At 66.6% G+C, this 24,571-nt stretch carries 25 protein-coding genes; 7 read left to right on the top strand and 18 right to left on the bottom strand.

All coding sequences use genetic code 11. The annotated features are described in order from the left end of the window. Positions 1–59: 59 nt before the first annotated feature. The 6 genes from AB0876_RS24880 to AB0876_RS24855 are packed head-to-tail and all read right to left on the bottom strand — an operon-like array spanning position 60 to position 6,660. Entirely contained in the window at positions 60–1,148 is a 1,089-nt protein-coding gene (locus tag AB0876_RS24880; RefSeq protein WP_526043179.1) for an NADH:flavin oxidoreductase/NADH oxidase, read from the bottom strand. After that, positions 1,148–2,125, bottom strand: a complete 978-nt coding sequence (locus AB0876_RS24875) for an amidohydrolase family protein (protein ID WP_526043178.1) — start codon at positions 2,123–2,125, stop codon at positions 1,148–1,150. Before AB0876_RS24875 ends, AB0876_RS24880 begins: the two co-directional genes overlap by 1 nt. Continuing rightward, complete coding sequence (locus AB0876_RS24870) at positions 2,122–2,559, bottom strand: cupin domain-containing protein (protein WP_526043177.1); 438 nt, start codon at positions 2,557–2,559, stop codon at positions 2,122–2,124. The genes AB0876_RS24875 and AB0876_RS24870 overlap by 4 nt, the downstream gene beginning before the upstream one ends. 28 nt (positions 2,560–2,587) lie before the next feature. Beyond that, complete coding sequence (locus AB0876_RS24865; RefSeq protein ID WP_526043176.1) at positions 2,588–3,778, bottom strand: FAD-dependent oxidoreductase; 1,191 nt, start codon at positions 3,776–3,778, stop codon at positions 2,588–2,590. Further along, positions 3,775–5,130, bottom strand: a complete 1,356-nt coding sequence (locus AB0876_RS24860) for an MFS transporter (RefSeq protein ID WP_526043175.1) — start codon at positions 5,128–5,130, stop codon at positions 3,775–3,777. Before AB0876_RS24860 ends, AB0876_RS24865 begins: the two co-directional genes overlap by 4 nt. Before the next feature lie 30 nt (positions 5,131–5,160). Further along, the gene (locus AB0876_RS24855) at positions 5,161–6,660 is read right to left on the bottom strand and encodes an aldehyde dehydrogenase (protein ID WP_526043174.1); all 1,500 of its coding nucleotides are present in this window, start codon (positions 6,658–6,660) and stop codon (positions 5,161–5,163) included. Positions 6,661–6,665: 5 nt separating this feature from the next. Between AB0876_RS24855 and AB0876_RS24850 the strand changes: the two genes are divergently transcribed. After that, positions 6,666–8,564, top strand: coding sequence for a helix-turn-helix domain-containing protein (locus tag AB0876_RS24850; protein ID WP_526043173.1), 1,899 nt, complete (start codon positions 6,666–6,668; stop codon positions 8,562–8,564). A gap of 57 nt (positions 8,565–8,621) precedes the next feature. Here AB0876_RS24850 and AB0876_RS24845 read toward each other — a convergent pair whose 3' ends face one another. The 5 genes from AB0876_RS24845 to AB0876_RS24825 are packed head-to-tail and all read right to left on the bottom strand — an operon-like array spanning position 8,622 to position 12,040. Beyond that, complete coding sequence (locus AB0876_RS24845; protein ID WP_526043172.1) at positions 8,622–9,272, bottom strand: TetR/AcrR family transcriptional regulator; 651 nt, start codon at positions 9,270–9,272, stop codon at positions 8,622–8,624. After that, positions 9,272–10,174 carry a fumarylacetoacetate hydrolase family protein gene (locus AB0876_RS24840; protein ID WP_526043171.1) on the bottom strand — a complete coding sequence of 301 codons (903 nt, stop codon included), beginning with the start codon at positions 10,172–10,174 and terminating at the stop codon, positions 9,272–9,274. Before AB0876_RS24840 ends, AB0876_RS24845 begins: the two co-directional genes overlap by 1 nt. 11 nt (positions 10,175–10,185) lie before the next feature. Continuing rightward, positions 10,186–10,836 carry a VOC family protein gene (locus AB0876_RS24835; RefSeq protein WP_526043170.1) on the bottom strand — a complete coding sequence of 217 codons (651 nt, stop codon included), beginning with the start codon at positions 10,834–10,836 and terminating at the stop codon, positions 10,186–10,188. Then, entirely contained in the window at positions 10,833–11,216 is a 384-nt protein-coding gene (locus AB0876_RS24830; protein ID WP_526043169.1) for a hypothetical protein, read from the bottom strand. Before AB0876_RS24830 ends, AB0876_RS24835 begins: the two co-directional genes overlap by 4 nt. Then, positions 11,213–12,040 carry an SDR family NAD(P)-dependent oxidoreductase gene (locus AB0876_RS24825; RefSeq protein ID WP_526043168.1) on the bottom strand — a complete coding sequence of 276 codons (828 nt, stop codon included), beginning with the start codon at positions 12,038–12,040 and terminating at the stop codon, positions 11,213–11,215. The genes AB0876_RS24830 and AB0876_RS24825 overlap by 4 nt, the downstream gene beginning before the upstream one ends. Positions 12,041–12,124: 84 nt before the next feature. Here AB0876_RS24825 and AB0876_RS24820 point away from each other — a divergent pair, with 84 nt between their 5' ends. Both AB0876_RS24820 and AB0876_RS24815 read left to right on the top strand, forming a co-directional pair. After that, a complete protein-coding gene (locus tag AB0876_RS24820; RefSeq protein WP_526043167.1) occupies positions 12,125–12,496 on the top strand; it encodes a hypothetical protein in 372 nt (123 codons plus the stop codon). Then, the gene (locus tag AB0876_RS24815; protein WP_526043166.1) at positions 12,493–14,049 is read left to right on the top strand and encodes an acetolactate synthase large subunit; all 1,557 of its coding nucleotides are present in this window, start codon (positions 12,493–12,495) and stop codon (positions 14,047–14,049) included. The genes AB0876_RS24820 and AB0876_RS24815 overlap by 4 nt, the downstream gene beginning before the upstream one ends. On the opposite strand, the gene AB0876_RS24810 is transcribed toward AB0876_RS24815, so the two are convergent. Together AB0876_RS24810 and AB0876_RS24805 are read right to left on the bottom strand one after the other, a co-directional pair. Next, a complete protein-coding gene (locus AB0876_RS24810) occupies positions 14,050–15,093 on the bottom strand; it encodes a class I SAM-dependent methyltransferase (RefSeq protein ID WP_526043165.1) in 1,044 nt (347 codons plus the stop codon). A gap of 2 nt (positions 15,094–15,095) precedes the next feature. Beyond that, positions 15,096–15,338, bottom strand: coding sequence for an LPXTG cell wall anchor domain-containing protein (locus AB0876_RS24805; protein ID WP_526043164.1), 243 nt, complete (start codon positions 15,336–15,338; stop codon positions 15,096–15,098). Positions 15,339–15,384: 46 nt separating this feature from the next. Here AB0876_RS24805 and AB0876_RS24800 point away from each other — a divergent pair, with 46 nt between their 5' ends. Next, positions 15,385–16,128, top strand: coding sequence for an SHOCT domain-containing protein (locus tag AB0876_RS24800; protein ID WP_526043163.1), 744 nt, complete (start codon positions 15,385–15,387; stop codon positions 16,126–16,128). 2 nt (positions 16,129–16,130) lie between these two features. Here the strand turns inward: AB0876_RS24800 and AB0876_RS24795 are convergent, their stop codons facing one another. From AB0876_RS24795 to AB0876_RS24785, 3 genes are all read right to left on the bottom strand, one after another. Beyond that, complete coding sequence (locus AB0876_RS24795; RefSeq protein WP_526043162.1) at positions 16,131–17,504, bottom strand: styrene monooxygenase/indole monooxygenase family protein; 1,374 nt, start codon at positions 17,502–17,504, stop codon at positions 16,131–16,133. A gap of 67 nt (positions 17,505–17,571) precedes the next feature. Next, on the bottom strand, positions 17,572–18,204 hold the full coding sequence (locus tag AB0876_RS24790; protein ID WP_526043161.1) for an MBL fold metallo-hydrolase: 633 nt from the start codon (positions 18,202–18,204) through the stop codon (positions 17,572–17,574). After that, on the bottom strand, positions 18,201–19,292 hold the full coding sequence (locus tag AB0876_RS24785; protein WP_491840505.1) for an S-(hydroxymethyl)mycothiol dehydrogenase: 1,092 nt from the start codon (positions 19,290–19,292) through the stop codon (positions 18,201–18,203). Before AB0876_RS24785 ends, AB0876_RS24790 begins: the two co-directional genes overlap by 4 nt. A 102-nt stretch (positions 19,293–19,394) precedes the next feature. Between AB0876_RS24785 and AB0876_RS24780 the strand changes: the two genes are divergently transcribed. The 3 genes from AB0876_RS24780 (at position 19,395) to AB0876_RS24770 (ending at position 21,750) form a co-directional block, all read left to right on the top strand. Next, entirely contained in the window at positions 19,395–20,279 is an 885-nt protein-coding gene (locus tag AB0876_RS24780; RefSeq protein WP_526043160.1) for a chemotaxis protein CheY, read from the top strand. A gap of 11 nt (positions 20,280–20,290) precedes the next feature. Then, a complete protein-coding gene (locus AB0876_RS24775) occupies positions 20,291–21,124 on the top strand; it encodes a serine hydrolase domain-containing protein (protein ID WP_526043159.1) in 834 nt (277 codons plus the stop codon). Between the two features lie 113 nt (positions 21,125–21,237). Beyond that, positions 21,238–21,750, top strand: a complete 513-nt coding sequence (locus AB0876_RS24770; RefSeq protein ID WP_491840508.1) for a DUF3145 domain-containing protein — start codon at positions 21,238–21,240, stop codon at positions 21,748–21,750. Positions 21,751–21,754: 4 nt separating this feature from the next. Here AB0876_RS24770 and AB0876_RS24765 read toward each other — a convergent pair whose 3' ends face one another. Beyond that, positions 21,755–22,279 carry a hypothetical protein gene (locus AB0876_RS24765; RefSeq protein ID WP_491840509.1) on the bottom strand — a complete coding sequence of 175 codons (525 nt, stop codon included), beginning with the start codon at positions 22,277–22,279 and terminating at the stop codon, positions 21,755–21,757. Positions 22,280–22,283: 4 nt separating this feature from the next. After that, positions 22,284–24,518 (bottom strand): DUF4185 domain-containing protein, encoded by a 2,235-nt coding sequence (locus tag AB0876_RS24760; RefSeq protein ID WP_526043158.1) that lies wholly within the window; start codon positions 24,516–24,518, stop codon positions 22,284–22,286. Positions 24,519–24,571: the final 53 nt, after the last annotated feature.

Here is a 24,571-nt window from a genome sequence, read left to right as displayed (position 1 = left end):
GCTCTCCCATTGTGCCTCCATCATGTCTCATCGCTCGATGTCGCGCATGCCACGGGCGCTCATGTGAAGGCGCGGCTGTATTGGGGCGGGTAGGGAAGGACCGTGCCGGTACGCCGGGCCGCATCGCGGACCCAGTTCGGGTTGCGCAGCAGGGCCCGCGCCACGAAGACGGCATCGGCCTCGCCGCCGGAGATGATCGCTTCGGCCTGTTCGGCTTCGGTGATCATCCCGACCGATGCCGTCGGGGTGTCCGCCTCGGCCCGCACCCGCTTGGCGAACGGCACCTGATAGCCCGGAAACACGGGGATCCTGGCGTCGGGAACGGCCCCTCCGGAGGAGACATCGACGAGATCGACACCTGCCGTCTTCAACCCGGTGGCCAACGCGACGGTGTCCTCGACAGTCCATCCGGGACGCGGATCGTCGGTGTCATTGGCAAGCCAGTCGGTCGCCGACACCCGGAAGAACAGCGGCAGGTGGCCGGGCCAGGCCTCCCGCACCGCGGTGGTCACCTCCAAGGCGAATCGCATCCGGTTCTCGAGCGTCCCGCCGTACTCGTCGGTGCGGACGTTCGCTTGCGGTGACAGAAACTGGTGAATGAGATAGCCATGGGCCCCGTGGATTTCGACGACCCGGAACCCCGCCGCAGCCGCCCGGCGGGCGGCTGCGGCGAAGGCGTTCACGATGCGTCCGATCTCAGCGCGGCTCAGCTCGTCGGGCACAGGATGGCGGCCAAAGGCTATCGGGCTGGGGCCCACCGTCGTCCAGGGCTCGGGTCGGCGGGTCGGGTCCGGCCACGGGCGGCCGGTGGATCCCTTCCTGCCGGCGTGCACGAGTTGGATTCCCGGGACCGCGCCCTGGTCGGAGATGAAGCGCGTCAAGCGCTGGAATCCGGGCACCTGGGCGTCATTCCACAATCCGAGGTCGTAGATGCTGCTGCGCCCGACGGGGTCGACGGCGGTGGCCTCGACCATCGCCAGCGCAACCCCGCCGATCGCCCGTGCACCGAAATGTTGCAGATGCCAATCGGTTGGGCTGCCGGCCTGCGGTCCGTCCACGACCGCCGAGAACTGCATCATCGGCGACATCCAGGCCCGGTGGGCGAACGTGACATCGCGCAGGGTCAGGGGACTGAAGAGACCGGGCATCAGTTAATCCCCAGAAAGGCTCGCGCCGCCCGCGCCAATGCGTTCTCGTCAGGGCCGTGTTTGACCGCGAACCGTACGGGTTCGGGCTCGGCCATGTCGAACGGGTAGTCACTGCCGCACACGATCTTGTCGTCGCCGGCAATCGCGCAGAGAAGCTCGAGCTGGGGTGCGTCGTGGGTGACCGTATCGAAGTAGAGGTCGCGGATCACCTCGGTGGGCAGTCGGGTGCATCCCGCCCGCACGTCGGCACGTGCGCGCCAGCCGTGATCCCAGCGCCCGAGCAGTCCGGGAGCACAGCCTCCGCCGTGCAGGAAGCAGATGCGCAGGGCCGGCAGCTCGTCCTTGAGGCCGCTGAGGATCAGATTCGCGACTGCGGTGGCGGTCTCGACGGGGTTCCCGATGAGGTTGGCCAGGTAGTAGTCCGACCACTCCGGTCGCCCGATCTGCATGGGGTGAACCAGCACCGAGAGACCGAGGCGGGCGGCTTCGGAAACGATGTGCCGCAGCACCCCGCGGTGCAGCGATCCACCGTCGACCACAGGGGGGATGGCGACCCCGGCGATGCCGTCGGTGTCACGCAGCGCGGTGAGCTGGGTGGTCACCAGTTCCGGTGCACCCGGGCTGACGGTACCCAGGCCCAGCAGCCTTCCGTCCGCGCGGCTCACGACATCGGCCAGCGAGGTGTTGAAAGCCTGGGCGTAGTCGGCGCCGGCCGCGTCGTCGGTGAGCGGAAAGGCGAACGGTGGCGCCGAGAGCACCCGCACCGCAACCCCGGCCCGTGCCATGTCCTCGATGATGGCGGACTCGTCGCTCATCGCCTCGGTGGCGATCGACAGCGGCAGGTCACCGAGGTACAACTGGCCTTCCCGGTCATTCATCGGTCCGTACGGTGCGCCGGCCGGCAGCCCGAACAACTCGCGGGGGAGCCAGTGTGCGTGGACATCGATGACGCCCCGCGGGTCCGTGTCGGCGCTCATCGTGTGATGTCCAATGCGGTGTTGTCGCTGTCCAGGTGTTCGACGGTGGTGAAGACCAGCTCGGTGTCTCCGATGTTCTCGATGTCGTGCAACAGGAATTCGCCTGGCCCGAAATGGAAGTGGCGCGTCTCGCCGGCATGGTAGGAGACCTCACGGACGGAGCCGTCGTGGGTGTGCTGGCGGCTGCGGCCGGCATTGATCGCAGTCCAGAAGTAATCGAGAACGTGGCGGTGAGCGTGCCAGCGCTCACCGGGCGCCAACCGGATTTCCCACACCCGCACGCGCGCATCCTCGCTGAGAAGACGGGATCCGACGTGCCCGTCGAATGCGTGGTCGGTGAATTCCGTCTTGAGCCAATCGGGCCAGCTTTCGAAGTCGGTGGCCACCAGTTCACCGGCGAGCGGCAGGTCGGTCAGATAGTTGTTGTCGTTCATCATCGAGTTCCTCTCTTATCGAAGGGTTTTAGCGCCCGGGCCCATACAGGCCGAATCGCAGATCCGGGTCGCCGGGCGTCCAGGTGTTGCGGAACTGGGAGCGTTCGCCCATGTCGACCACTCGGCGCAGGAGCGTGTCGCTGAGTTGCAGCTGAGCCGGCTCCCACTTCGACAGGGCCGAGGTGATGTCGCCCGATGAGGCGGCCAACGCGTCGGCCAGGGCCCAGGCGTCCGCCGCGGCCTTGGCGGTTCCCGCCGCCGCGTGTGGCCGCGATGCGCATGCGGCATCTCCGATCAGTGCGGCCCGGCCGAGCGCCATCCGCGAGGAACGAACGTCCGACAACACCTGCAGATAGGGCTGGGCGGTGGCGGCGACCACCTCGGCCACCGCGGGGGCCAACTGCATGTTGGCCGCTGCGCGTAGTTCGGTGATGAAGCGGTCCTGTACCTGCCCGGGGTGCACGGACACCGATCCGGTGAATCCCCGCTTGTCGGTGAGCAGTTCAGTGAGCTGGGGCCCGGCCGAAACGTTGCGGTACCAGACGTAGTTCATCAGACGGTCGGCCTCGTCGAGGCCGGCTTCGCCGGGGATGGGGTACATGGTGATGTGGGAATTCGGGATGACGGTGTAGGTGACGGCATCGCCGAGCGTTTCGCGGGTCTGCGCGCTGAGGTCTGACAGCGCGACGGTGCCCCGCCAGCCGACATAGCCCGAATAGGCGAGTTTGGCGTCGGGGTCGAAGAATTCACGTGCCGGCGAACTGATGCCGTCGGCGAACACCACCAAGTCGGCTCGGGCTGTTCTTCCGCTGACGAACCGCACGGTCACCGTGTCGGCATCCTGGTCGAAGCCGCAGGCGAACTCGCCGTAGTGGTAGTGCTCGGGACCGAAGTCGGCAAGCAGCGCACGGTAGAACGTGCCCCACGAGGTGTAGGTCCACACAGCGCGTTCGCGGTGGATGACCGCCCCGCTGGGGTCGAGGTACTGCACGTAGTCGGTGGAGGTATGCAGGTCGGCCAGGTTCTGGCGGCTGCGTTCGGCGAACCAGCGCACGGTGTCGGGTTGCAGGACGATGCCGCTGCCGCGGCCGTCGAGGGGGACCGGGGTGCGTTCGTAGACGTCGACGTGGAATCCCAGTTCGCGCAACAGCAGGGCAGTCGTCAGCCCTCCGATGGATCCTCCGACGACGATCGCCGACGCATTGGCGTATTCGGTCATGACGTGCTCTTTTCGCTCAATGGAATGTCTTGGACGGCGTTGTGGTCGACCGGCATCGGCTCCCCACGGGTTTCGCGCGCGAAAGCGAGGCCGATGACGGCGACCAGCCCGATCGCAGACACCGATGCCGTGGCGATGCCGAGGTTTCCGCCGAACCACGAGGTGGCGATCACACCTGCGGTGAATGGCCCCAGTGCGGTGATGTAGCGGCCCACGCTGTTGCAGATCGCCAGCGCGGTGGCGCGCACACTGGGCGGAAACAGTTCTGGGCCGTAGATGAAGGTGCCCGACAGCGCGCCAAACAAGCCGAAGCCGAGAAGTGGCATGGCCACGAGCATCTCGGTGTAGCTGCGGTCGATCGGGAACGTCCAAGCGATCGCGACGGCCGACACCACGAAGCTGATGAGGAAGGCTTTCTTGCGGCCGATGGCGTCGGCCACGAAACCCCATGCGGCATAACCGATGATGCCGCCGGCGTTGAAGAGCATGGCCGCCACCGCGACCCGGTGGTCGGCGACGGCTCGGCCAAGGCCGTCGGCGGTGGTCATCTGCCGGATGATCTGCGGGTACCAGGTCGACACGCTCCAGAACGAGATGAGTGCTCCGGTAGCCAGTGCGGTGCACACCAGCATCGGGTGCAGCAGCGGGGGAGCGAAGAGGCGCCGCAGCACGAATCGATCGTGATCGTGGTTGCGGCCGAGCGCTTTCCGTTCCTTTCGGGCCTGCAGATGGGCGCCGATTTCGGGCGGCTCGGGTACGTAGCGGCGGATGAACCAGACTACCAGCGCCGGGATGCCTGCGAGCAGCATCATGGCGCGCCAGCCGTGATCGCCGAGCAGCGCGTACGCCGCGGCTGCCATGAAGAACCCGGCCGCGTATCCGGCCATCATGACCCCGCCTGCACGGGCACGGAAGCGGTTGCGCCAGGATTCTGCGATGAGTGCCGCGCCTACCGGGGCCTCGACCCCGGAGCCGAGGCCCGCGATGAAGCGCAGAATTCCGAGTTGCCACCAGGTCTCGGCGAACACGGCCAGAGCGCTGAAGACGGCGTAGGTAAGGATGCCTACTGACAACACCCGGGTGCGGCCGAAGTAGTCGGCGAGCATCCCGAACAGGATGCCTCCGGTGGCCCAGCCGATGAGGAACAAGGCGACAGTCAGCCCGCCGTAGAAGCCGATCGCCGCTCCGTCGGTACCGATACCGCTGTTGGGCAGCAGTTCGTTCATGGCCGGACCGAGAACGAGGACGTAGAGGCTGCCTGCGAAGCCGTCGAGCCCCCAGCCCAAGGTGGTGCCTGCCAGTACGAGCCATTGTGTCCGGGTGATGTCCTGATGCCAACGTCCTGTGGACATGGATGTGCCTTTCGTGGTTTCGGGGAAGGGTCAGTTGAGCCGGCCCTGCGGCCGGCCGCCGTACCAGTCGACGTGGTCGGCCGCGGTGCGCACAACGATCGTCTTGACCCAGGAGAAATCCTCGAATGACTCTGTGCCGGCGTCTTTCCCGGAACCGGACTCCTTGATGCCGCCCCAGGGCAACGATGGTTCGAGGCGGTGGTGGTCGTTGACCCACACCATGCCCGCGTTGATCTGGGCTGCCACGCGGTGTGCCCGACTGACGTCGGTGGTCCACAGGCCGGCACCGAGCCCGTAGGGGTTGTCGTTGGCCATGCGTATCGCGTCGCACTCGTCATCGAACGGGATGACCACCGCCACCGGGCCGAAGATCTCTTCACGCGCGACGGTCATGGTCATGGTGGCGTCGGAAAGCACGGTGGGCGGCAGGAAGAATCCGTGGTCGAACGGGCTTGGCAGAGAAAGGGTCCGGCCTCCGGCCTGGAGAGTGGCGCCCTCGTCCACACCGGTCTGGATCAGGGCCGCCACCTTGTCCCGCTGGCGGGCGCTGATGAGTGGTCCCATCTGGGTACCGGGCAACGCCGGATCGCCGAGCCGAATCGCCTGCGCGCGGGCGGCGAGCGCGCCGACGAATTCGTCGTAGATGCCGCGCTGCACCAGGAATCGGGAACCGGCCACGCACGACTGGCCTGCCGCGACGAACGCCGCGAATGCCGCGCCCTCCGCGGCGACGGCGGGGTCGACATCGTCGAACAGCAGCACCGGTGTCTTGCCGCCTAGTTCGGCCGTGATGCGCGCGAACCGCGCTGCAGTCGCGACCGCCGCCGAGCGGCCTGCCTCGGTGCCACCGGTGAGGGTGATCTTGGCGATATCGGGATGGTGGGTCAGGCGCTCGCCGGCCTCGCGTGCACCTGTGACGACGTTCAGTACACCGTGGGGTAATCCTGCCTCAGCGAGGATGTCAGCGAGGGCCAGGGTGGTCAGCGGGGTCAGCTCGGACGGCTTGACCACCACGGTGTTTCCGTTGGCCAGCGCGGCCGACAGGCTGCGCGCCAGGATGAGCATCGGATGGTTGAACGGCGTGATGATGCCACACACGCCGAGCGGTAGCCGCTGCTGATAGGAGAGGTACGGGCCATCCCCGGGAAGCACGGCCTGGCGCTGGGCCGCCAACAGCCCGGCGTTGTACCGGAACCATTCCGGTACCCGGGACAGCTGTGCCCGGGTTTCGGTGATCGGCCGGCCATTGTTGCGGGTTTCGAGGGTGTAGAGCGTCTCGCTGGAGTTCTCGATGGCATCGGCGATGCGCAGCAGAAGCCTGGCGCGGTCGCTGCGGACCATGCTCGGCCACGGCCCGACCTCGAATGCCCTGCGCGCGGTGGAAACTGCGGCGTCCACTTCGCGGTCGCCCTGTTCTGGCAGCGTGGCGATCACTTCGCCGGTGGCGGGGTTGAGGATGTCGCGGAACTGGCCGGGCAGAACGGCCGAACTCGGCGTGTGGGGCGTGCTCTCCAGTGAGACGTGGGTCATGGGACATGAGTGTCGTCACACGGGGGCGACCCTTCAATGTCTGGCTAGACATACTTCTTCTATATTTATGTCTATCCAGACATCTCTATCTGCGGCACACTGAGCGCGTGGCCTCCTCGACGGACAATCAACGGCCCGGTGCGGAACTGGTGACGTGGCTGGCAGCGCTACGCAGTCTCAGCGCTCAAGCCTGTGCCGATGCCGATCTGCGGGAGGTTCTCTGTCTGGTCGCCGACACAGCGCGGACACTGCTGGGTTTCGACTTCTGCGGCGTCCTCGTCCCTGATGCGAATCGCGATCGGCTGGTGGTGCAGGGATGGAGCGGCCTGTCGGAGGAATACGTCCAACAGGTCAATACCGACAGGCCCATCCGGCTCGACAGCGGATCGCCCTCGAGCCGGGCATTCCACCGCGGCGAACCCGTGTCCATTCGGGACGTGCGAGGCGAGCCTGAGTTCGCGCTCTGGGCCGGCGTCGCGCAAGAACAGGGATACCGCGCCATTGTCGCCGTACCGCTGGTGGCCGGCGCTGACGTGTTGGGGACTCTCAACGGCTACTACGCCTCGGTTCACACGTTCACCCGGTACGAGATCGAGCGGCTGATCTTGCTGGCCAACCACGCCGCGATCGCGGTCACTTCGGCGCGCCGTCTCGACGAGTTGCGCACCCTCACCGGCTCATTGCGTGAACAACGCGACGCGCTGGCCCGATCAGAGCAGATCCACGAGCGGCTGTTGACGGTCACATTGCGTTCCGGCGGGATCACTGGGATCGCTGCCGCGCTGAGCGATCTCATCGGCCGACCGGTGCTGATCGATGACGGGCGCCAAGCTGAGCTGGCCCGCACTGGGGACGGTATCGAATTTCCCACTCCCGCAGCACGTTCGGCAACGGCCGAATTCATGCCTACTGAGGCCACGGCGACGGTCGAGGCCGTCGCCGATGTCGACGGCGACCTCAGCGGGTGGCTTGTTGCCCGCGTGCGGTTGGGAACAGAAGTGGCCGCACGAATCTGGTTCCCCGGCGACGCCGAAACGCTTGACCCACTCCAGGTTCGGGCCGTCGAACACGCGTCCATCGTGGTGTCGGTCGAGCTGCTGCGGGAACAGACGGCGGCCGAGGTGGAAAGGCGGCTCAGCGGGGAATTGCTGACCGATGTGTTGTCCAGCAGCGGGTCCCTGTCCGACCCCTTGTTGACCCGTGCCCGCCGGCTCGGTCATGACCTCAGCATCCCTCACGTCGCAATCGTGGCAACACTGGCCGGGTCCACCGACGTGGCCGCCCGCCTGGCGTGGCAGCGTGCGCTGGCGGCGGTGACGGAGTTGAGCTCGGCCTACCGGCCGAAGCCGTTGGTGGCGATGCACGGCGGCATGCTTGTCACGCTGTGGCCGGAAGCGTCCGACACCAGAGAAGCGCCCGGCGTCATGGTCCAGCGCGCGATGGCCCAAGTTTCACAGGAGATCACGGCCACTGCCGCCGTCGCTGCGTCCTGCGCCGACAGCGTCGGCGAGGCCTACCACATTGCCAAGGGAGCGTTGGATATCGCGGTGCAGGGCGGCAGATCCGGCACTACGGTCACCCTCGAGGATCTCGGTCTCGTCGGATTGCTGCTCCAACTGAACGAGCCGGCCAAACTCGCGGCGTTCGCCGCTCGAACGCTCAAGCCGGTGATCGACTATGACGCGAACCATCGCACCGAGTTGATGACGACGTTGCGGAGCTACTTCGCAAACAGGCATGACCGCAACGCGACCGCCAAGGCGCTGGTGATCCATTCCAACACCGTCGCGCAACGACTTCGACGCGTCGAGCAGTTGTGCGAGGTGAACCTTGCCGATCCGGCGACCACCATGGAGTTTTCATCTGCGTTGATGGTGCACGACGTCGCCACCCGTGGCACCTGACGAAAGTTGTCGCACCCTTGAAGCTGTTTCGGTGCCGGAAATTGGTTGCGGTTGGCGTCAGTTCAGGCCCGCGCCGATCTCCTTCAGGGCTTGGACGGCCTCGGGGGCGTAGGCGATCGACGAGTCGAGAGCGGCGGCAGTCCGCAACGACGTCGCCAGTGCCGTGGCAGCGAGTTCGACCAGGGTGTCGACGTCCACATCGCGATGGGTGATGCGGTCGATCATCATCTCGTCGAGGAATCCGATCCAGCCGTGCATGGCGGTGCGCAGGGTGGGTGCGATGGGTTCGACGACTCCGAGTGCCAACAGAATTCGTTGGGCCCCCAGCCATCGAAGACGCTCGACAGCTGACTGATGTTCGGCATCGGCGCCCAATGCGCCGCGAAGCAATGCGACGAAACTGTCGGAGTACGAATCGATGTGGGTGATATGAGCGCGCAGGGCATGGCGCAGCTGATCCACCAGCGATGCACCTGGGGGCGCGGGCGCTGTCTGCGCCGCCGTGATCTCCGCCGCGATCTCGTTCATCACCGCCAGGTACAGGCCGCGCTTGTTCTCGAAGTGATGGGCGATCAACCCGTACGCCACGCCCGCGTTCTTCGCGATCTCCGATGTGGTGACCTGGTCATAGGGGCGGGTCGCGAAGAGTTTTCGGGCCGCGTCGATGATCAGTTGACGCCGGTCGGCGACGGCCGGTTTGGCTGGCATCAGCCCAGGCTAACGGGATTGCTCAAGGACCCGATGCCATCGATCTCGATACGTACCGTGTCGCCGGGCCGGAGGAACCGGCCGACCGGCCAGCCGGTGCCACCGAACGTTCCGCATGCCACCACATCACCGGGCCGCAGGGCGCAGAACCGGCTGAGCCGGCTGACCACCTGCGCGGGGGACAGCAGCAGATCGCTGATCCTGCCGCGCTGCCGCTGCTCGCCGTTGAGGTAGGTGCGCAACTCGGCGGTACGCAGGTCGAGTTCGTCGGCGGTCACCAGCCATGGTCCGAGCGGACCGTGGCTGGGGTGACTTTTCGCCAGTGCGGTCGCGGTGGGATTGTCGGTCTGCCAGTCGCGGATCGATACATCGTTGGCGATCAGGTAACCCGCGATCGCCGTGCGGGCCTCGTCCTCGCCCACGTCGTGGATGCCGGTGCCGATGATAACCGCGAGCTCGCCTTCCCAGTCGACCTGTCTGGCGCCTTTGGGCAGCACGATCGGAGCGCCGTGCCCGACGATCGACGATGGTGCCTTGGCGAAGAAGAACGGATACCGCGGACGTGGATGGGCGAGAAGGTAGCCCGCGGCGATCCTGACGAGCCGTGGTTCGCGCAGCAACCAACCGACGTTGACGTCCCGTCGGTGGTCGGGCGCGTTGAGCCCGATGGCCATGAACAACGACGGTGTCGGAACCGGTGCATGCCACACGACGGTCTCGAGCGGATAGCGGGGTGCATGCGCCAGCAGCGATGTTGCCGCGGTCGTCCAATCGGACCGCTGCAACAGGCTCAGGATCGAGTCGGGACCGCCGTCACAGGCGCTCAGGTCGGCGATCTCGTCACCGAGGACGGCGCCTGCCCGAGGCTCACCGGTTCCCGGTGAGAAGGTGGCCAATCGCATTTCACATGCTCCTACAGAGTTTTCCAGCGCAGTGTGCGCATTCCGGCTCGGGCGGGTCGACCTTCGGGCGGCGCCGACCCTCGCCGGGTGAGTCCCGGGACGCCGGCAGTCACCAGTCGTTGCAGCACATCGGGATCGAACTCGACGCCGATCGGGTTGGCGTCGAACTGGCCGCCGTCGAGCCAATCCAGCAGTTCCTGATTCGTGGTGAAGTTGTCGACCTGGAGTTCGATCCGATTCCCGTCCGGGTCCTCGTAGTACATCGAGGTGGTGGGGCCATGGTTGATGCACCACACCGGTGCGATGCCGGCGTCGGCCAGCCGGCGGTGGGTGGCCAGCAGCGCCTTGAGGTCTGGGTAGGAGAACGCGATGTGGTCGACGCCGTAAACCTTGCGGTGCAGTTTCCACACCATCCCCGGAAACCTAAGCAGCCGAGGCACTTTGATCAGCGCGATGCGGTGATGTTCGTGATCGTAGGTCAGAAAGGTGATCCGGCTATCGTCGAACACCACGACGGCATCCAGGGCGCGGCAATACCAGTCCGCCATCTCGGCTGCTCGTGGCGTCTTGAACACGATGTGGGCCAGCTTGTGCGGTGCGCCGGGTCGCGGCGACTGGTCCAGATCGGCGGCGCTCACGCACACCCCGGGCTGCCCGCTCATCGGTCGAACTGCCGGGCCAGCACCAGTCCGCCCAGTCCCAGGACCAGATCGCTGGTGAGTACCAGAGCCGACAGCGGGCCACCCCGACGCCCGCGTAGCGTCGCGACGGCGCGCACCGCCGCCATCAGCAGCCCGCTGATGGCAGTGCTCCGGATGAAGGTGGCGTCCCGCTCCCCACGGGAGACTCGGTACAGGCCGTAGGCGAATCCGGCGTTGACCGTGCCGGTTTCGCGGCGAAACCAGGGATCGGCGGTCAGCCCCAGTCGGCTCTCCAGCGATGTGGGTACCGCGAAATGGGCGACCAGCGCGACCAGGACGTGGATGAGTCCCAGTGTGGTGCCGACGCGGATCTGCCGGTCGCTGAGGACGAGGCGGATCATCGGGTCCCCAGTTCCAGTGCGTCGAGGGTGTTGACCCGTCGGCCGCCGACCGCGGCCACGAGCCGGCCGAATGCCGGGATTTCGAGCGGCACCAACGAGTAGGAGGGATAGACGACCCGGGTGGCGCCACGTTGCAGGCCGCGGACGACAGCCCTGGCGGTCGATGCCGGCGATACCGGAGGCAGTGTTCGCGGAGGTCTCGTCTTCCAGGGAAGTTCATCGACATCGCGCAGGGCGGTGTCGGTCGAGCCGGGCACTACCTCGAGTACCCGGATGCCGGTCTCGGCCAGCTCCAACCGCAACGACCTGGTTGCCTGGGCGAGTGCCGCCTTGGACGCCGCGTAGTACCCGAGTAGCGGCAACGGAACCGCCTGCACCGTAGAAGTGACATTGACGATCGTGCCGGCGCCCGCGGCGTGCATCGCAGGCAGAAGCGCCGCGGTGAGTGCGAGCGGCGACCACACGTTCACCTCGAAAACCTCACGAGCAAAAGCCGAATCGGCGATCAGTGATTGTGGCCCGGTCAAATTGGCGCCCGCGTTGTTGATGACGATGTCTACGCCGCCAAGGGCGTCGAGTGCGTGCGCTCCGACGCGCGCGGCCGACCCTGGCTCGGCGAGGTCGGCGGCCAGGACACGGGGACTGGTGCCTCCGGCGTGCGAAATTTCGTCCGCCAGCTTGTTGAGCAGGCCTTCCCGCCGGGCCACTACTACCAGTTCGGCACCCTGACGGGACAGGGCCATGGCCATTTCCCGGCCGATTCCGGTAGAGGCGCCGGTAAGCACAATTCGCTTGCCGGCCAGGTTGATTCGACGTCGTCTCATGTCTGTCCCCGATTGACTCCGGTTGGTGTTCCCGCCTACCGTGCCATATTGATTGATAATCAGTCAATAGAGGAGCGGGTGGAGATGACCAAACACGGCACTGCGGAACTGGTACTCGGGGCGGGAGCGTTGGCGATGGCCGCCGGCGCGTTCACCGGACATGTACTGGCGCCCGGGAGGGTGGCAGACCACTATGGATGGGTGCATGACCGGTGGTATCAACGTGAAATCGGGGCCTTCAACGCAGGCCTGGGCTACGGCATCGTCGCCTACGCCAGGGGGCGAAGAGCAGAGGCTTTTCTCGGGTCGTGGTCGGTGGCCGCGCTCCTGCTGGCCATGACGCGCCTGGCGGCGATCCGCAGCGGAGACCGCCGCGGGTTCTGGAACATGGCCACCGTCGCCGAGGATGCCGCGCTGGGTATCGGCGGACTGTTGTTGATGGCCAGGCGCTCATGAGCACCGGCGCCGAAGTGGTGGTGAACCGTCTGCTCGCCGAGGGCGTCGACGTGTGCTTCGCCAACCCGGGCACGTCCGAGATGCACTTCGTTGCCGCGCTGGATTCCGCTCCCGCGATGCGCCCGGTGCTGTGCCTGTTCGAAGGCGTCGCCACCGGAGCGGCCGACGGGTACGCCCGCATCGCCGGCACTCCCGCGGCGACCCTGCTACACCTCGGCCCAGGGATGGCCAACGGTCTGGCTAACCTGCACAACGCCCGGCGCGCGTTCACCCCGGTGGTCAACGTCGTCGGCGATCATGCGACCTACCACCAACCGCTCGACGCGCCGCTCGAATCGGACATCGATGCGCTCGGGTACTGGACCGGCGGTTCGGTGCACCGGCCCGAATCAGCCGCCGGCCTCGATGCCGCCGTGCACGCTGCGGTGCAGAGCGCGACTGGCACGCCCGGACGTGTCGCCACCCTGGTCCTGCCTGCCGACTATTCCTGGGGCAGCACGCCGCAGTACCCCTTGCCCGACACAGGTATCGGACATCCAGTTGGTGACGGACCGGCCGGCCTCATGGATGTCGCCGACGCCGCCGAGTTACTGTGCACCCAGGGGGAGCGTGCTGTGGTATTGCTGGGCGGTGCTGCGACCCACGCGGACGGTCTACGGGCAGCGGCACGGATCGGTGCGGCAACCGGGGCGCGCGTGCTGGTCGAGACTTTTCCGGCCCGGCTGGCCCGCGGACAGGGCGTGCCGCCCATCGAACGGCTCGGCTACCTGGCCGAGCAGGCGACCCAACAACTCTCCGGGGCAACGCATCTGGTGTTGGTCGGTGCGAAATCGCCGGTGTCGTTTTTCGCCTACCCGGGCAAGCCGAGTGTGCTGGTACCCGAAGGTGCCGAGGTATGTGCGCTGTCGGTCCATGAATTGGCCGCACTGGCAGCCGAATTGGGTGGAACGCTACCCGCCGCGCCGCCGCCGTGCCCGACCGAGTTGCCCACCGGCCCACTCAATCCACAGAATCTGGCGCAGGTGATCGCGGCGCTACTGCCGGAAAACGCGATCATCTCCGACGAGGCCAACACCAGCGGCGTGTTCCTGCCGGCGGCCACCGCGTCCGCGCCGCGCCACGATGTCCTCACCCTGACCGGCGGTGCTATCGGACAGGGCTTGCCGGTCGCGGTGGGAGCCGCAATCGCCGCGCCGGACCGACCGGTCATCGCCCTGCAGTCTGATGGCAGTGCCGCATACACCATTTCGGCACTGTGGACGATGGCCCGCGAGCAACTCGACGTCACCGTGGTGATCCTGAACAACCACGCCTACGCCATCCTGCAGCTCGAGTTGTTGCGGGTGGGCACCGAGGCCAACGGGGAACGGTCGCGCTCACTGCTCGACCTGAGCCGGCCGGATATCGACTTCGCCTCGATAGCGCAGGGATTCGGAGTTCCGGCCACCCGGGCCACCACCGCCGACGAGCTTGCCGACCAGTTCCGCGCGGCGCTGTCGGAGCCGGGTCCGCATCTGATCGACGCGGCTCTGCCAACTTGGTCGCCGGTGTGATCACTGGCTCGGCCGGCGTTTCTCCAACACCACCGCGGCGATCGGAATGCGCATCTCCTCGGGCTCGGCGGACAACCGTGCCGCGATGCAAGCATGCAGCCGGTCGTAGAACACCGGCAACCGGTCGGGTCCACCTTCTAGTGTCGCCCCCAGATCGGCGAATGCCGTGAATCTGAGGAAATCGGCCCAGCGGGTGCCGAAAGCGCCTGCGTCCTTGTCACTTCGGTAGGCGTTGAAGATTCGGTCGTCTGCGTCGATCAGCTCGACGTGCTGGATCTCCAGCCGCTCGAACCGTCCCGACGGCGCGAACGGTGCGGTGAAATCCGCGGCACGCCGTCCCGCGATCGGCAACGACATGCGCGTCGCCTCCTCGGCGCTTACCACACCGGCGGCGATCAGCTCGGTCAGCGCACCGACGACGGCGCGGAACAGCGGGCGATAGCCCAAATCACCGTCATCGTCCACTGCGGTCGTCAACACCACCAGCCGACCACCCGGGCACAGTTCGCGGCCCCGGAAAGCGATGAACTCGTGCCAATCGTGAGCTGCCTGCCTGGCATAGGCAGCGCGCACCCGCTCGTCGTTGCTGTAGGCCGCGACGACGTGGTCGGCGACAGGCATGGGCACCGTGCTCAGTCGCGCTACCGCCCAGGCCGACCAGCCGAGGTGCACGCTGTTCGATGGCAGGATCTGGCTGTAGAACGACCGGCCGATCGCCGAACTGAAGGTGGCCGAATCTCGGTGCCGATAGGACTCCGGATCCTCCTCCAGGATCCGGAACATCGTGGAGAAGTCGTTGTCGGCGACATCGGTGTGCGTCACCAGAATCGAGTGCTCGGGTCGGGTGCGGCTGCGCACCGCGGCGATGGCGGCGTTGATCGGTTGCATCGAATTGTGCGCGGTGCCGGCCCCGTAGTCGGCGATGACGACGGGTTGAGGCGCCGCCGGGATCGGTACCGTGTGCGCCGCGAGCTCGAGAAGCTTGATCGCCGAACTCATTCCGGCGGCATGCGGGCGGGGTGTGGTTCGGCGCGGTCTGGCCATGATCAGGTTCGCCGTCGCCGGCGCAGCAGCAGTCCGATGAGTAGGCCCATGACGAAAATGATGACCAAGATGAACCACATCGGCGACTCGACGGTCACCCACAGCACGTGTACACCCACCCGATCACGGTTCTGCGCGACGAAGATTGCAGCCAGGGCGACCAAGATCAGCGCCACCCAGTAGCGCAGCGCCAACCGGCGTGCCGGTCGGGCGGTCTCGGTGCTCTCCGTGTCGTCGCGAGGCATACCCCGACGGTAACCCGCCACCGACCGGCTATGACACACTTCGGCGATGAGTAACGGAGGGGGCGCCCCGCGGACGGCGATCATCGTGTCCGTCATCGCCTTGGTCATCGGTGTTCTCGGCATCTTTGCGTCGGTGATGGTGAACGCGTTCGTCATCGCAGATGACGATGCCTACGGCGAGGTGCCGATCCCGGGCTCGGCGAGTCTGGAGTTGCCCGCCGGCGACGTGGACATCGCCTACCGTGCCACGACCCTCACCGTGGGCGGCAAGGGGGTGATGGTGCCTCCGATCCAACTGGCCATCACGCCGCCGACCGGAGTGGCCACACCGCTCATCACCGACTCCATGAGCAGTTCATCGAAGACCAACCGGGAAATCACGGTGCGGGTCTTCACCGCCCACATCAAGGAGGCGGGCACCTACCGTATCGACGCCAAGGCCTCGGTCTTCGAGTCTCAGAATCCGAGGCTGACATTCGGACACAGCAGCCCCTATTACTGGGTGATGTGGCCCTTCATCGGGACGACGGTCCTGGCCGCTGTCGCGCTCGGCCTGTCGATCATGTGGAGCCTCCGCTCGGGGAAGCGGGCGACTCCGCTGCCCAGCTACCCGACGACGTACACACCGACCGGCACCCCGACGTACACACCGACATATTCCGGATCCCAGGTTCCCAGCGATCAGGATGTCCGGATCGAACAGATCAAAACCATTGCTGCCCTGCGTGATACCGGTGCGTTGACCGAGGCCGAGTTCGAAGCGGAGAAGCGCCGGATCCTGGGCAGCTGAGGCTAGGCGGCCCGCGTCACCAGGCCGGAGCGCTGGAAGGATCCGACGGGGACGAACCGCTCCAGTAACGCGTCGGCCGGCTCACCGGAGAAATCGGTGATCAGCTGCTTGGCGGCGGCCACCGAGTCGAGACGTTCGACCGGCCTCGGATCATTCAGCAGTCCATAGAGTTTCGAGGCGAACCGCGGGCTGCCCTGTGCCGCCGCGAAGAACAGGTTGCCGTACTCGGCCAGCTCGGGATCGGACAGGAACAAGCGGGTGACCAGTTGCGCGGCCCGTGCCCGGTCCGCGTAGAAATCCTCGAATGCGTTGCGCAGCCACGCCTCGTCGAACGGTCCGTCGTGCTCGGTTGCCTTGCTCACCAGTGCTGCGGCCTGTATCAGGCCGCCTTGGGCGCCCTGGCCGGCGATCGGATCGTAGGTGACGGCGGTATCGCCCAGGGCGGCCACTGGATGGCCGCCGGCGGTGCGGCCCACCCCGCCGCGCACCACCTGGGTGACGGCGCCTTTGAGCCACGAGTGCGGATCGGTCTCGATGGTCCTGAGCTCACCGACCTCGGGCAGATCCCAGTCGATGAAGTCACGGTGCAGCGCGGTGACGATGTCGAGTGCGGATTGTGCGTCCTGCGCGCCGGCGAACCGGTTCTCCCACTCGCTGCCGGGGCGCGCCCAGCCCAGGAACGCCCAGGTCGGTCCGGCATCCTTGTGCAGGTATCCGCCCCACCAAGCCTCACCCTGATCGGAGACCACCGTCAAGGCGCTGTGGCGCCCACCTGCGCCGCTGCGATGGGCGAAAACCTCAGGCCCGTAAGGTAAACCGGTCAACGTCACCGTCAACAGACTGCGCTGGGGCCGATCGTAGGCGGAGCGCTCGGCGTCGACAGGAAACAGAGACGACAACCCACCGCGCCCGGTGGCAACCAGCGTGAGGTCGACACTCGCAGCGATCCGGTCCAGGCGCACCGGGTCGACGGCCTCGACCACGAACCGCCCACCGCGCTGCTGGAACAGGGTGAGCCGATCATCGGCCTTGAGCCGGGTATCCACCGCAAGCCCGACGAAGCCATCGAAGTCGACGTCGAAGGCGATCTCCTCCGACCGGTCCGGACCGGAACCGTCCACCACGCGCACACTTTCCCCGGTCGAAGTCGGGGCGGTGGCCAGGTAGGTGTTCAGACCCAGCGACTCCTCGGCCCGCTGGGCCTCCCCGAAGATCAGCGCGGTGCCGGTGGCCGGAACGTCGTCGCGCAAACTGCGCTGGTCACGGTCGCTGTACAGGGTGACCTCAAACCCGTTGTCCAGCAGCCCGAGAGCGGCCGTCACCCCGGTTTGTCCCGCGCCGATCACCGCTGCGGTACGCCCATCTGAACTCGTCATGGGTGCCACTATGGCCGCGCCGCCGCCTGCCGGTAAGGGACTGGCTCAACGTGATCGCAACCCGGGGTCAGTGCCCGCGCGCAACCCATTCGTCGTAGTGGACGATCTCGTCGCCAATGGTGGTGGTGTCACCGTGGCCGGTGTAGACAACGGTCTCGGCGGGCAGCATTCCCAGCCGCTTGGAGATGGAGTCCAGGATCGTCGGGAAATCCGAGAACGACCGACCGGTGGCACCCGGGCCGCCCTGGAACAGGGTGTCGCCCGAGATCACCGCGTTGAGTTCGGGGATCGACCAGCAGACCGAGCCGGGGGAGTGACCCGGGGTGTGCAGGGCGTGCAGTTCGATGCCGCCCGCCCGCAGCACCTGACCCTCCTCGACCGTACGGAAGTCGTTGTCGGGGTGCACGACTCGCCACAACATCTCGTCGGCGGGGTGCAGCAGCACCGGTGCGTCCAGTGCCTTGCCCAGTTCGGGCGCAACGGTGATGTGGTCGTTGTGGCCGTGGGTGCAGACCACTGCGACGACGTTGCGGCCGCCCACGGCCTCGATGATCGGGGCGGCAGTGTGGGCGGCGTCGAACACGATGACATCACTGTCGTCGCCGACGATCCAGATGTTGTTGTCGACGTCCCAACTGCCGCCGTCGAGTTCGAACTTGCCGCTGGTGACAACGCGCTGAATCTGCGTTGGCCCGCTCATTTCTTCAACACCACCACCGAGCGCAGCACCTCGCCGGCGTGCATCTTGTGGAAAGCATCCTCGATCGAGTCCAGTCCGATGCGCTCGGAGACGAACTTCTCCAACGGCAGCCGGCCCTGCAGGTACAGGGAGATCAGGGTGGGGAAGTCACGTTCGGGCAGGCAGTCGCCGTACCAGGAGGACTTCAACGATCCGCCGCGGGAGAAGAAGTCGACCAACGGCATCTCCAGGGTCATGTCCGGGGTGGGGACACCGACCAGCACCACGGTGCCGGCCAGATCGCGCGCGTAGAACGCCTGCTTCCAGGTTTCGGGGCGGCCGACCGCGTCGATCACGACGTCGGCGCCGAAGCCGTCGGTGAGGTCCTGGATGGTCTTCACCGCGTCGAGCTCACGGGCGTTGATGGTGTGGGTGGCACCGAAATCGCGGGCCCAGTTCAGCTTCTTGTTGTCGGTGTCGACGGCGATGATCTTCTTCGCGCCGACCAGGGCGGCACCGGCGATCGCCGCGTCGCCCACGCCGCCGCAGCCGATGACGGCGACGGTGTCGTCTCGGGTCACCGCACCGGTGTTGATCGCCGCGCCGATGCCTGCCATCACACCGCAGCCCAGCAGGCCGGCCACGGCCGGGTCGGCCGCGGAATCGACCTTGGTGCACTGGCCTTCGTGGACGAGGGTCTTGTCGGCGAACGCGCCGATACCGAGCGCCGGAGTGAGCTCCGTGCCATCGGTCAACGTCATCTTCTGCGCGGCGTTGTGGGTGTCGAAGCACAAATGCGGGCGGCCACGTTTACAGGCGCGGCATTCTCCACACACCGCGCGCCAGTTGAGGATGACGAAATCGCCGGGTTCGACGTGGGTGACTCCCTCGCCGACCGACTCGACCGTGCCCGCGGCCTCGTGGCCGAGCAGGAACGGGTATTCGTCGTTGATACCGCCCTCGCGGTAGGTCAGGTCGGTATGGCACACGCCGCAGGCGATGATGTCGACCACCACCTCACCGGGACCCGGATCGGGGATGACGATGTCGACCAGTTCGACCGGCTGACCTTTGGACCGAGAAATCACACCACGCACCGTCTGGCTCATGCCTATAACCTAATGCAAACCGGACAGGTGTCCAATTAGTGGCCGGATGTCGTCGTCCACTGAATCTCGGCCCGCTGGAGCGCCCGCGCGTTACCGTGGGTTGTGGTCGACGATCGAACCCAACTGCTGGTGGTTGCACGCTCGGCGTATCGGCGAAATGACTGGCGTACCAGCTACGAATCCTTCAGCCGGGTCGACGGCGTGCTGACCCTCGACACCGACGATCTTGCCGTGTACGCCGCGGCGGCCTGGCGGCAGGGTCATGGCCGCGAATCGGTGCGGATCAACGAACAGGTGCACACCCGGCTGCTGCGCACCGACCCGGTGCAGGCCGCGATGAAGGCGGCCGAACTCGGCCTGGCCTGGTTGGCTCGCGGTCACGTGTCGCTGGCGGGCAGTTGGGGGCAGCGGGCGCAGATGCTGCTGGACGGCGTCCCGGAGACCACCGCGCACGGTTACCTGGCATACCTACTCGCGGCGACAGCGGCCGACACCGGCGATGACGACCAATTCGGCGCTGCGACTCGCCGATTGTCCGTCCTCGCAGAGAACTTGGACGACGCCGCCCTGGCCACACTGGCGCGGGCGCTCGGCGGCATGGCCGCCGTCGCGGCGGGCGATCCGACCGGTTACCAGGCGCTCGATCAAGTACTGCTGCCGGTGCTCGACGAACCGGTGCCGGTGGAATGGGCGGCGGATGTGTACCGACGGTCGTTGAGCCTGGCGCGGCGGCAAGGTGCCGGTGATCGGTTGACGTCGTGGACACAGTCGATGCAGCAGTGGTGTGAGGCCACCGAACCGGACTCACCGGAGTCGGCCTATCGTGCGGTCCTCGACGTGCACCGGCTCTCGGCGGTTGCGAACCCCGATCCGCAGGAGTTGGTTCGGCGGGTAGTCGGACTGCGCCGCCTGGTCGCCGACGTGGATGCGGTGGCCGCGAGCATGGTCGAGGAGATGCTGTCCCGGAGTCTGGGGCGTGCCCGATAGATTTGGTCTCGATGAGCGCCGCCGAAGTTCTCCGCGTTATCGATACGTGGCCCGTCGACACGGCGGCTGCGGCAGTGGTCGGCCCCTCGGGCGTGATGGCCGGCCATGGCGATCTCGATAAACCCTTCACTCTGGCCTCGGTGACCAAACCGCTCGTGGCCCGGGCCGCGCAGATCGCGATCGAAGAGGGCGCGGTCGAACTCGATACTCCGGCCGGCCCGCCCGGCTCGACGATCCGGCACCTGTTGGCCCACGCCTCGGGCGTGTCGATGCGTTCGGCCGAAGTGCTCGCCCGGCCGGGGCAGCGTCGGATCTACTCGAACTACGGATTCGAACTGCTGGCGCGTGCTGTCGAGAGTGCTGCTGACATCGAGTTCGCCAGCTATCTGACCGAGGCGGTCTTCGAGCCGCTGCAGATGACCAAGTCCACTCTGTTGGGCGGGACGCAGGCGGCCGGGTTCGGCGGTGTATCGACCGTCGGGGATCTGGCGGCATTCGCCCGGGAGTTGCTCCGCCCGGCACTGGTGTCGCAGCAACTGCACGACGACGCGGTGACGGTGCAGTTTCCCGGGCTCGACGGGGTGTTGCCGGGGTTCGGGGTGCAACGGCCGAACGACTGGGGGCTGGGCTTCGAGCTCCGGGACGGCAAATCGCCGCACTGGACGGGGTCGGCAAACTCGGCGCGCACGTTCGGGCATTTCGGTCAGTCGGGGACGTTCCTCTGGGTCGATCCGGCCGCTGACCTGGCCTTGGTGGTGCTCACCGACCGCGACTTCGGGGACTGGACCTACCCGCTGTGGCCCGCGATATCTGATGGAGTGCTGAGAGAAAACGGGACAGACTAGCGCAACACTGGCCACACAGGGCACAATAGACACGCGCGGCACACACAACTGCATGCTTGATCGGAATACCAGGCCGTTGGGGAAGACGTCCCTCGTATCCGAAGGAGTAGCAGATGCGTGCGTCGAACCAGTTCGCCGACGCGGCGACGGGCGTGGTGTATGTCCATGCCTCACCCGCGGCGGTATGCCCGCATGTTGAGTGGGCGTTGTCGTCGACCCTGTCGGCGCGGGCGAACCTCAAGTGGACGCCGCAACCGGCCATGCCTGGCCAGTTGCGCACGGTGACCAACTGGGTTGGGCCCGTCGGCACTGGGGCGCAGTTGGCCAATGCCCTGCGCTCCTGGTCAGTGCTGCGCTTCGAGGTGACCGAGGACCCCAGTGCCGGGGTGGACGGGCACCGCTGGTGCCACACCCCCCACCTCGGTCTGTGGAGCGGTGCGATGAGCGCCAACGGCGACGTGATGGTCGGCGAGATGCGGCTGCGCTCCCTCATGGCCGGCGGCGCCGACATGCTGGCAGCCGAACTCGACACCGTGCTGGGTACCGCATGGGACGAGTCGCTCGAGCCCTACCGCAACGGCGGTGACGGCGCCGAGGTGTCTTGGCTGAACAGGGGTGTGGGGTAGCTCGTCAGCTACGCGCCCAGAGGCAGTAGCCGCTGAGCTTCGTCGTGAACATGTGGTCGCTGACCTCGATGGTCAGCGACTGGCCCGGGTCTGCGCTGAACGTCTGCGGCTCCGATGTCCTGCCTGCGCCCAGGACATCGACAACTTCGGCGCCACAATGGGCCTCGGCGGTCTGCGGGGTCGCTGTCCAAGTGCCCGCCCGGGCTTCCGGGTTTCGCCTGCCCTGCCCGTGCAGTATCACCTGGGGCCCGGTGGTCAGCCAGCGATCCGACGAGGGATAGGGGCCGCCGAACGTCTGCCAGGTCCCGGCCGTGCACTGCAGCAGACGCCGGTTGTTGCCGGTCTGTGCGGGATCAGCCGGAGTCAGTGTCCCGTCGACGTTTTCGGCGCACGACGAGTCTGGTTGAGGCGCTGTGGTTTCCGATGGTCCCTGCGGCACCGGCTCGGGATCGGCGTGCGCACAGGCACTCGTGCTGAGTGCGGCAGCCACGGTCAGGACCGCCGCACTCAACGCCAACGTTCGAGACATCCGGCTACACCGAGACCGTCTTCATCGTGGACAGGTCGGTCTGCATCAACCGGACGTTGTAGTCGCCCCAGTAGGACAAGTTGTAGTACAGGTACTGCGAGTTGTCCTCCACGACATTGCCGTTGGCGTCGACCTTGTTGAAGTAACCGGTCCCCGACATCGGGTGGACCATGGGTGCATACATGCCGGTGTTGGTCGTCAGGTTGTTGTTCACCAGCGTCGTCGTATCCGACCATTCACCCTGCGGTGAATCCGACACCCGCATCACGACGTTGTTGCCGCCATCGGTGTAGAGCACGACGTACTTGCCCAGATACTCGTTGTACTGCACCGACATCTCGCTGACATTGCCGCCCGTGGGCAGCCCGCCGACCCAGATGCCGTTGGCGATCTTGGTGAACAACCCGAAGGTGAAGAAGTCCGCCACCTTGTAGAGCGTCGGCAGGAAATCGGTGCTGCTGGAGCCGAACACCGGAACCGCCGCCGACGGATCACCCGTCACCCACTTCCCGGCGCCACTGGAATCCTCACCCGACCAGTACTCATAGGCATCCAGATTGGTGATCTGATCCTTCTGCACCCGAGCTACGTACGCCGAACCCTGCCTGCCCGAGGGAGTTCCGTACACGTAGACGTACGGGTCGGTCGGGTCGTCCGACATCACCAGCGCGTTCTGCTGGAAATGTTCGTCGCCAGGGACGTAGGCCGGGCCGGCTCGGAACCAGCCCGACGAGCGCACGGTGTCGCGGTCGACGGTCCAGGTCTTGCCGCCGTCGTCGGAGTAGGCGATCGCGGCGTAGTTCGTGGTCCAGCTGCCCGGGTTGTCCCAGGTGCGGATCGACATCACCGTGGCGTACTGCCGGTAACCGCCTTCCGCGTCGGGATTCTCGATCGCGATGGCCGACGTCGGGATCATCGTGTAGGTCTGGCCGAACAGCCCGTTGAGGCCGCCCGGATCGTAGATGATCTGAGAGGCGCCCGCAGGCGCACCACCGGTGCCGTACCACTCATGAGTCCCGTTGGGGTCGCCGGGATATTGCGCCCCAGCATTGATCACCGCACCGTCGAATTGCAGACCGTCGGACAGATCGGTGTCGATCGTGCGGAACAGCACGTTGTTGCGCCAGTCGCCGGCCATGCCGGGCTCGCTGTAGGTATCGCCGAACAGCGTGTAGATGACCGGTTTTCCGGTGACCGGGTCGGTGTAGCCGCTGTTCCACATGATGCCAAGGTCGGTCCCCGCGACGTACCAGTGGTCGGTGACGCCTACCCCGGTCACCCACTTGAGCGCTGTGGTGGCGCTCGCCAGGGAAGACGGGACCTGAGGCTTGGGTGTCAGGTCATCGGTCTGCACAGCGGCATTGGGGGCGGCCGCAGCCATCGGCTGGATCTCACCCTCGGCGACCACCGAGGCGGCGTCATTGGCCGACACCACACGCGACCCGACCGGATTGATCGTCCGCTCGAATTCCCTTCGTGTCCAAGCCATCATGGCCCACAAAGCGGGCGACTGGCCGGGTGCGACCGGGGTGTTACCCGCACCGAACGGCGACAGCCCCGCGACACTCAGCAGGGCTGAGACGACGGGCGGTGCGCTGATCTTGGGTGCGGTGGCGGGAGCAGCCGGGACGGTGGTCTTCTCCGGCACGATGTCGGGGATAGTGGGGATGTCGAACTTCGCGACCTCGGTGCCCAGGGTGGAGGCGGCCTCGTTCAGACGCACCACCACCGTGTTGGTGTTGGGGCGTTGCGTGCGCTTCAGCGTCGGCGCAGACGTCGCCGCGTCCGGGGCGATCCGGGTGTTGTCTGTCTTCGTGGTGATGTCGGCCTTGTTGCCGGTTTCGGGGACATTGGTGAGTGTGCCCTGAATCTTGCTCCGGGCCTTGGTGGTCCGGTTTCGCAGCGGGGTGCGGGCGGTGTCCAGGCGGCTCTGCGTCTGCTTGAGCGTGTCGCCGACATCGTTCAGTCCCGACTCGACGTCCTTGCGGATCCGCTCGCCGATCTTCGACAGTGCGCCGGACGGCGTCGTGGCCGGCTTCTTGATCGTCGAGGGTTTGCTCGGGTTCTTCTTTGTCCCCGGGCTCGAGGTGGAACCGTCGGCGCTGCCCGTCGTTGATTTGCCGGGATCGCCGGACCCACCGTCGGCCCAGGCGATTCCGGTCCCCGAGGTCAACGCTGTGCCGATGCCGAGAGCAACGGCCAGTGCGCCTACGCGGCCGATGTACTTGGTCGATTCCATGACGCTCCGTACCAGTCCACTCCACTCAGAACCCCGACCCAGACGAAACGTAC

This window comes from Mycobacterium sp. NPDC049093 (assembly GCF_040704635.1).
Lineage (GTDB): Bacteria > Actinomycetota > Actinomycetes > Mycobacteriales > Mycobacteriaceae > Mycobacterium.
This window is presented reverse-complemented; position numbering and strand designations above follow the sequence as displayed.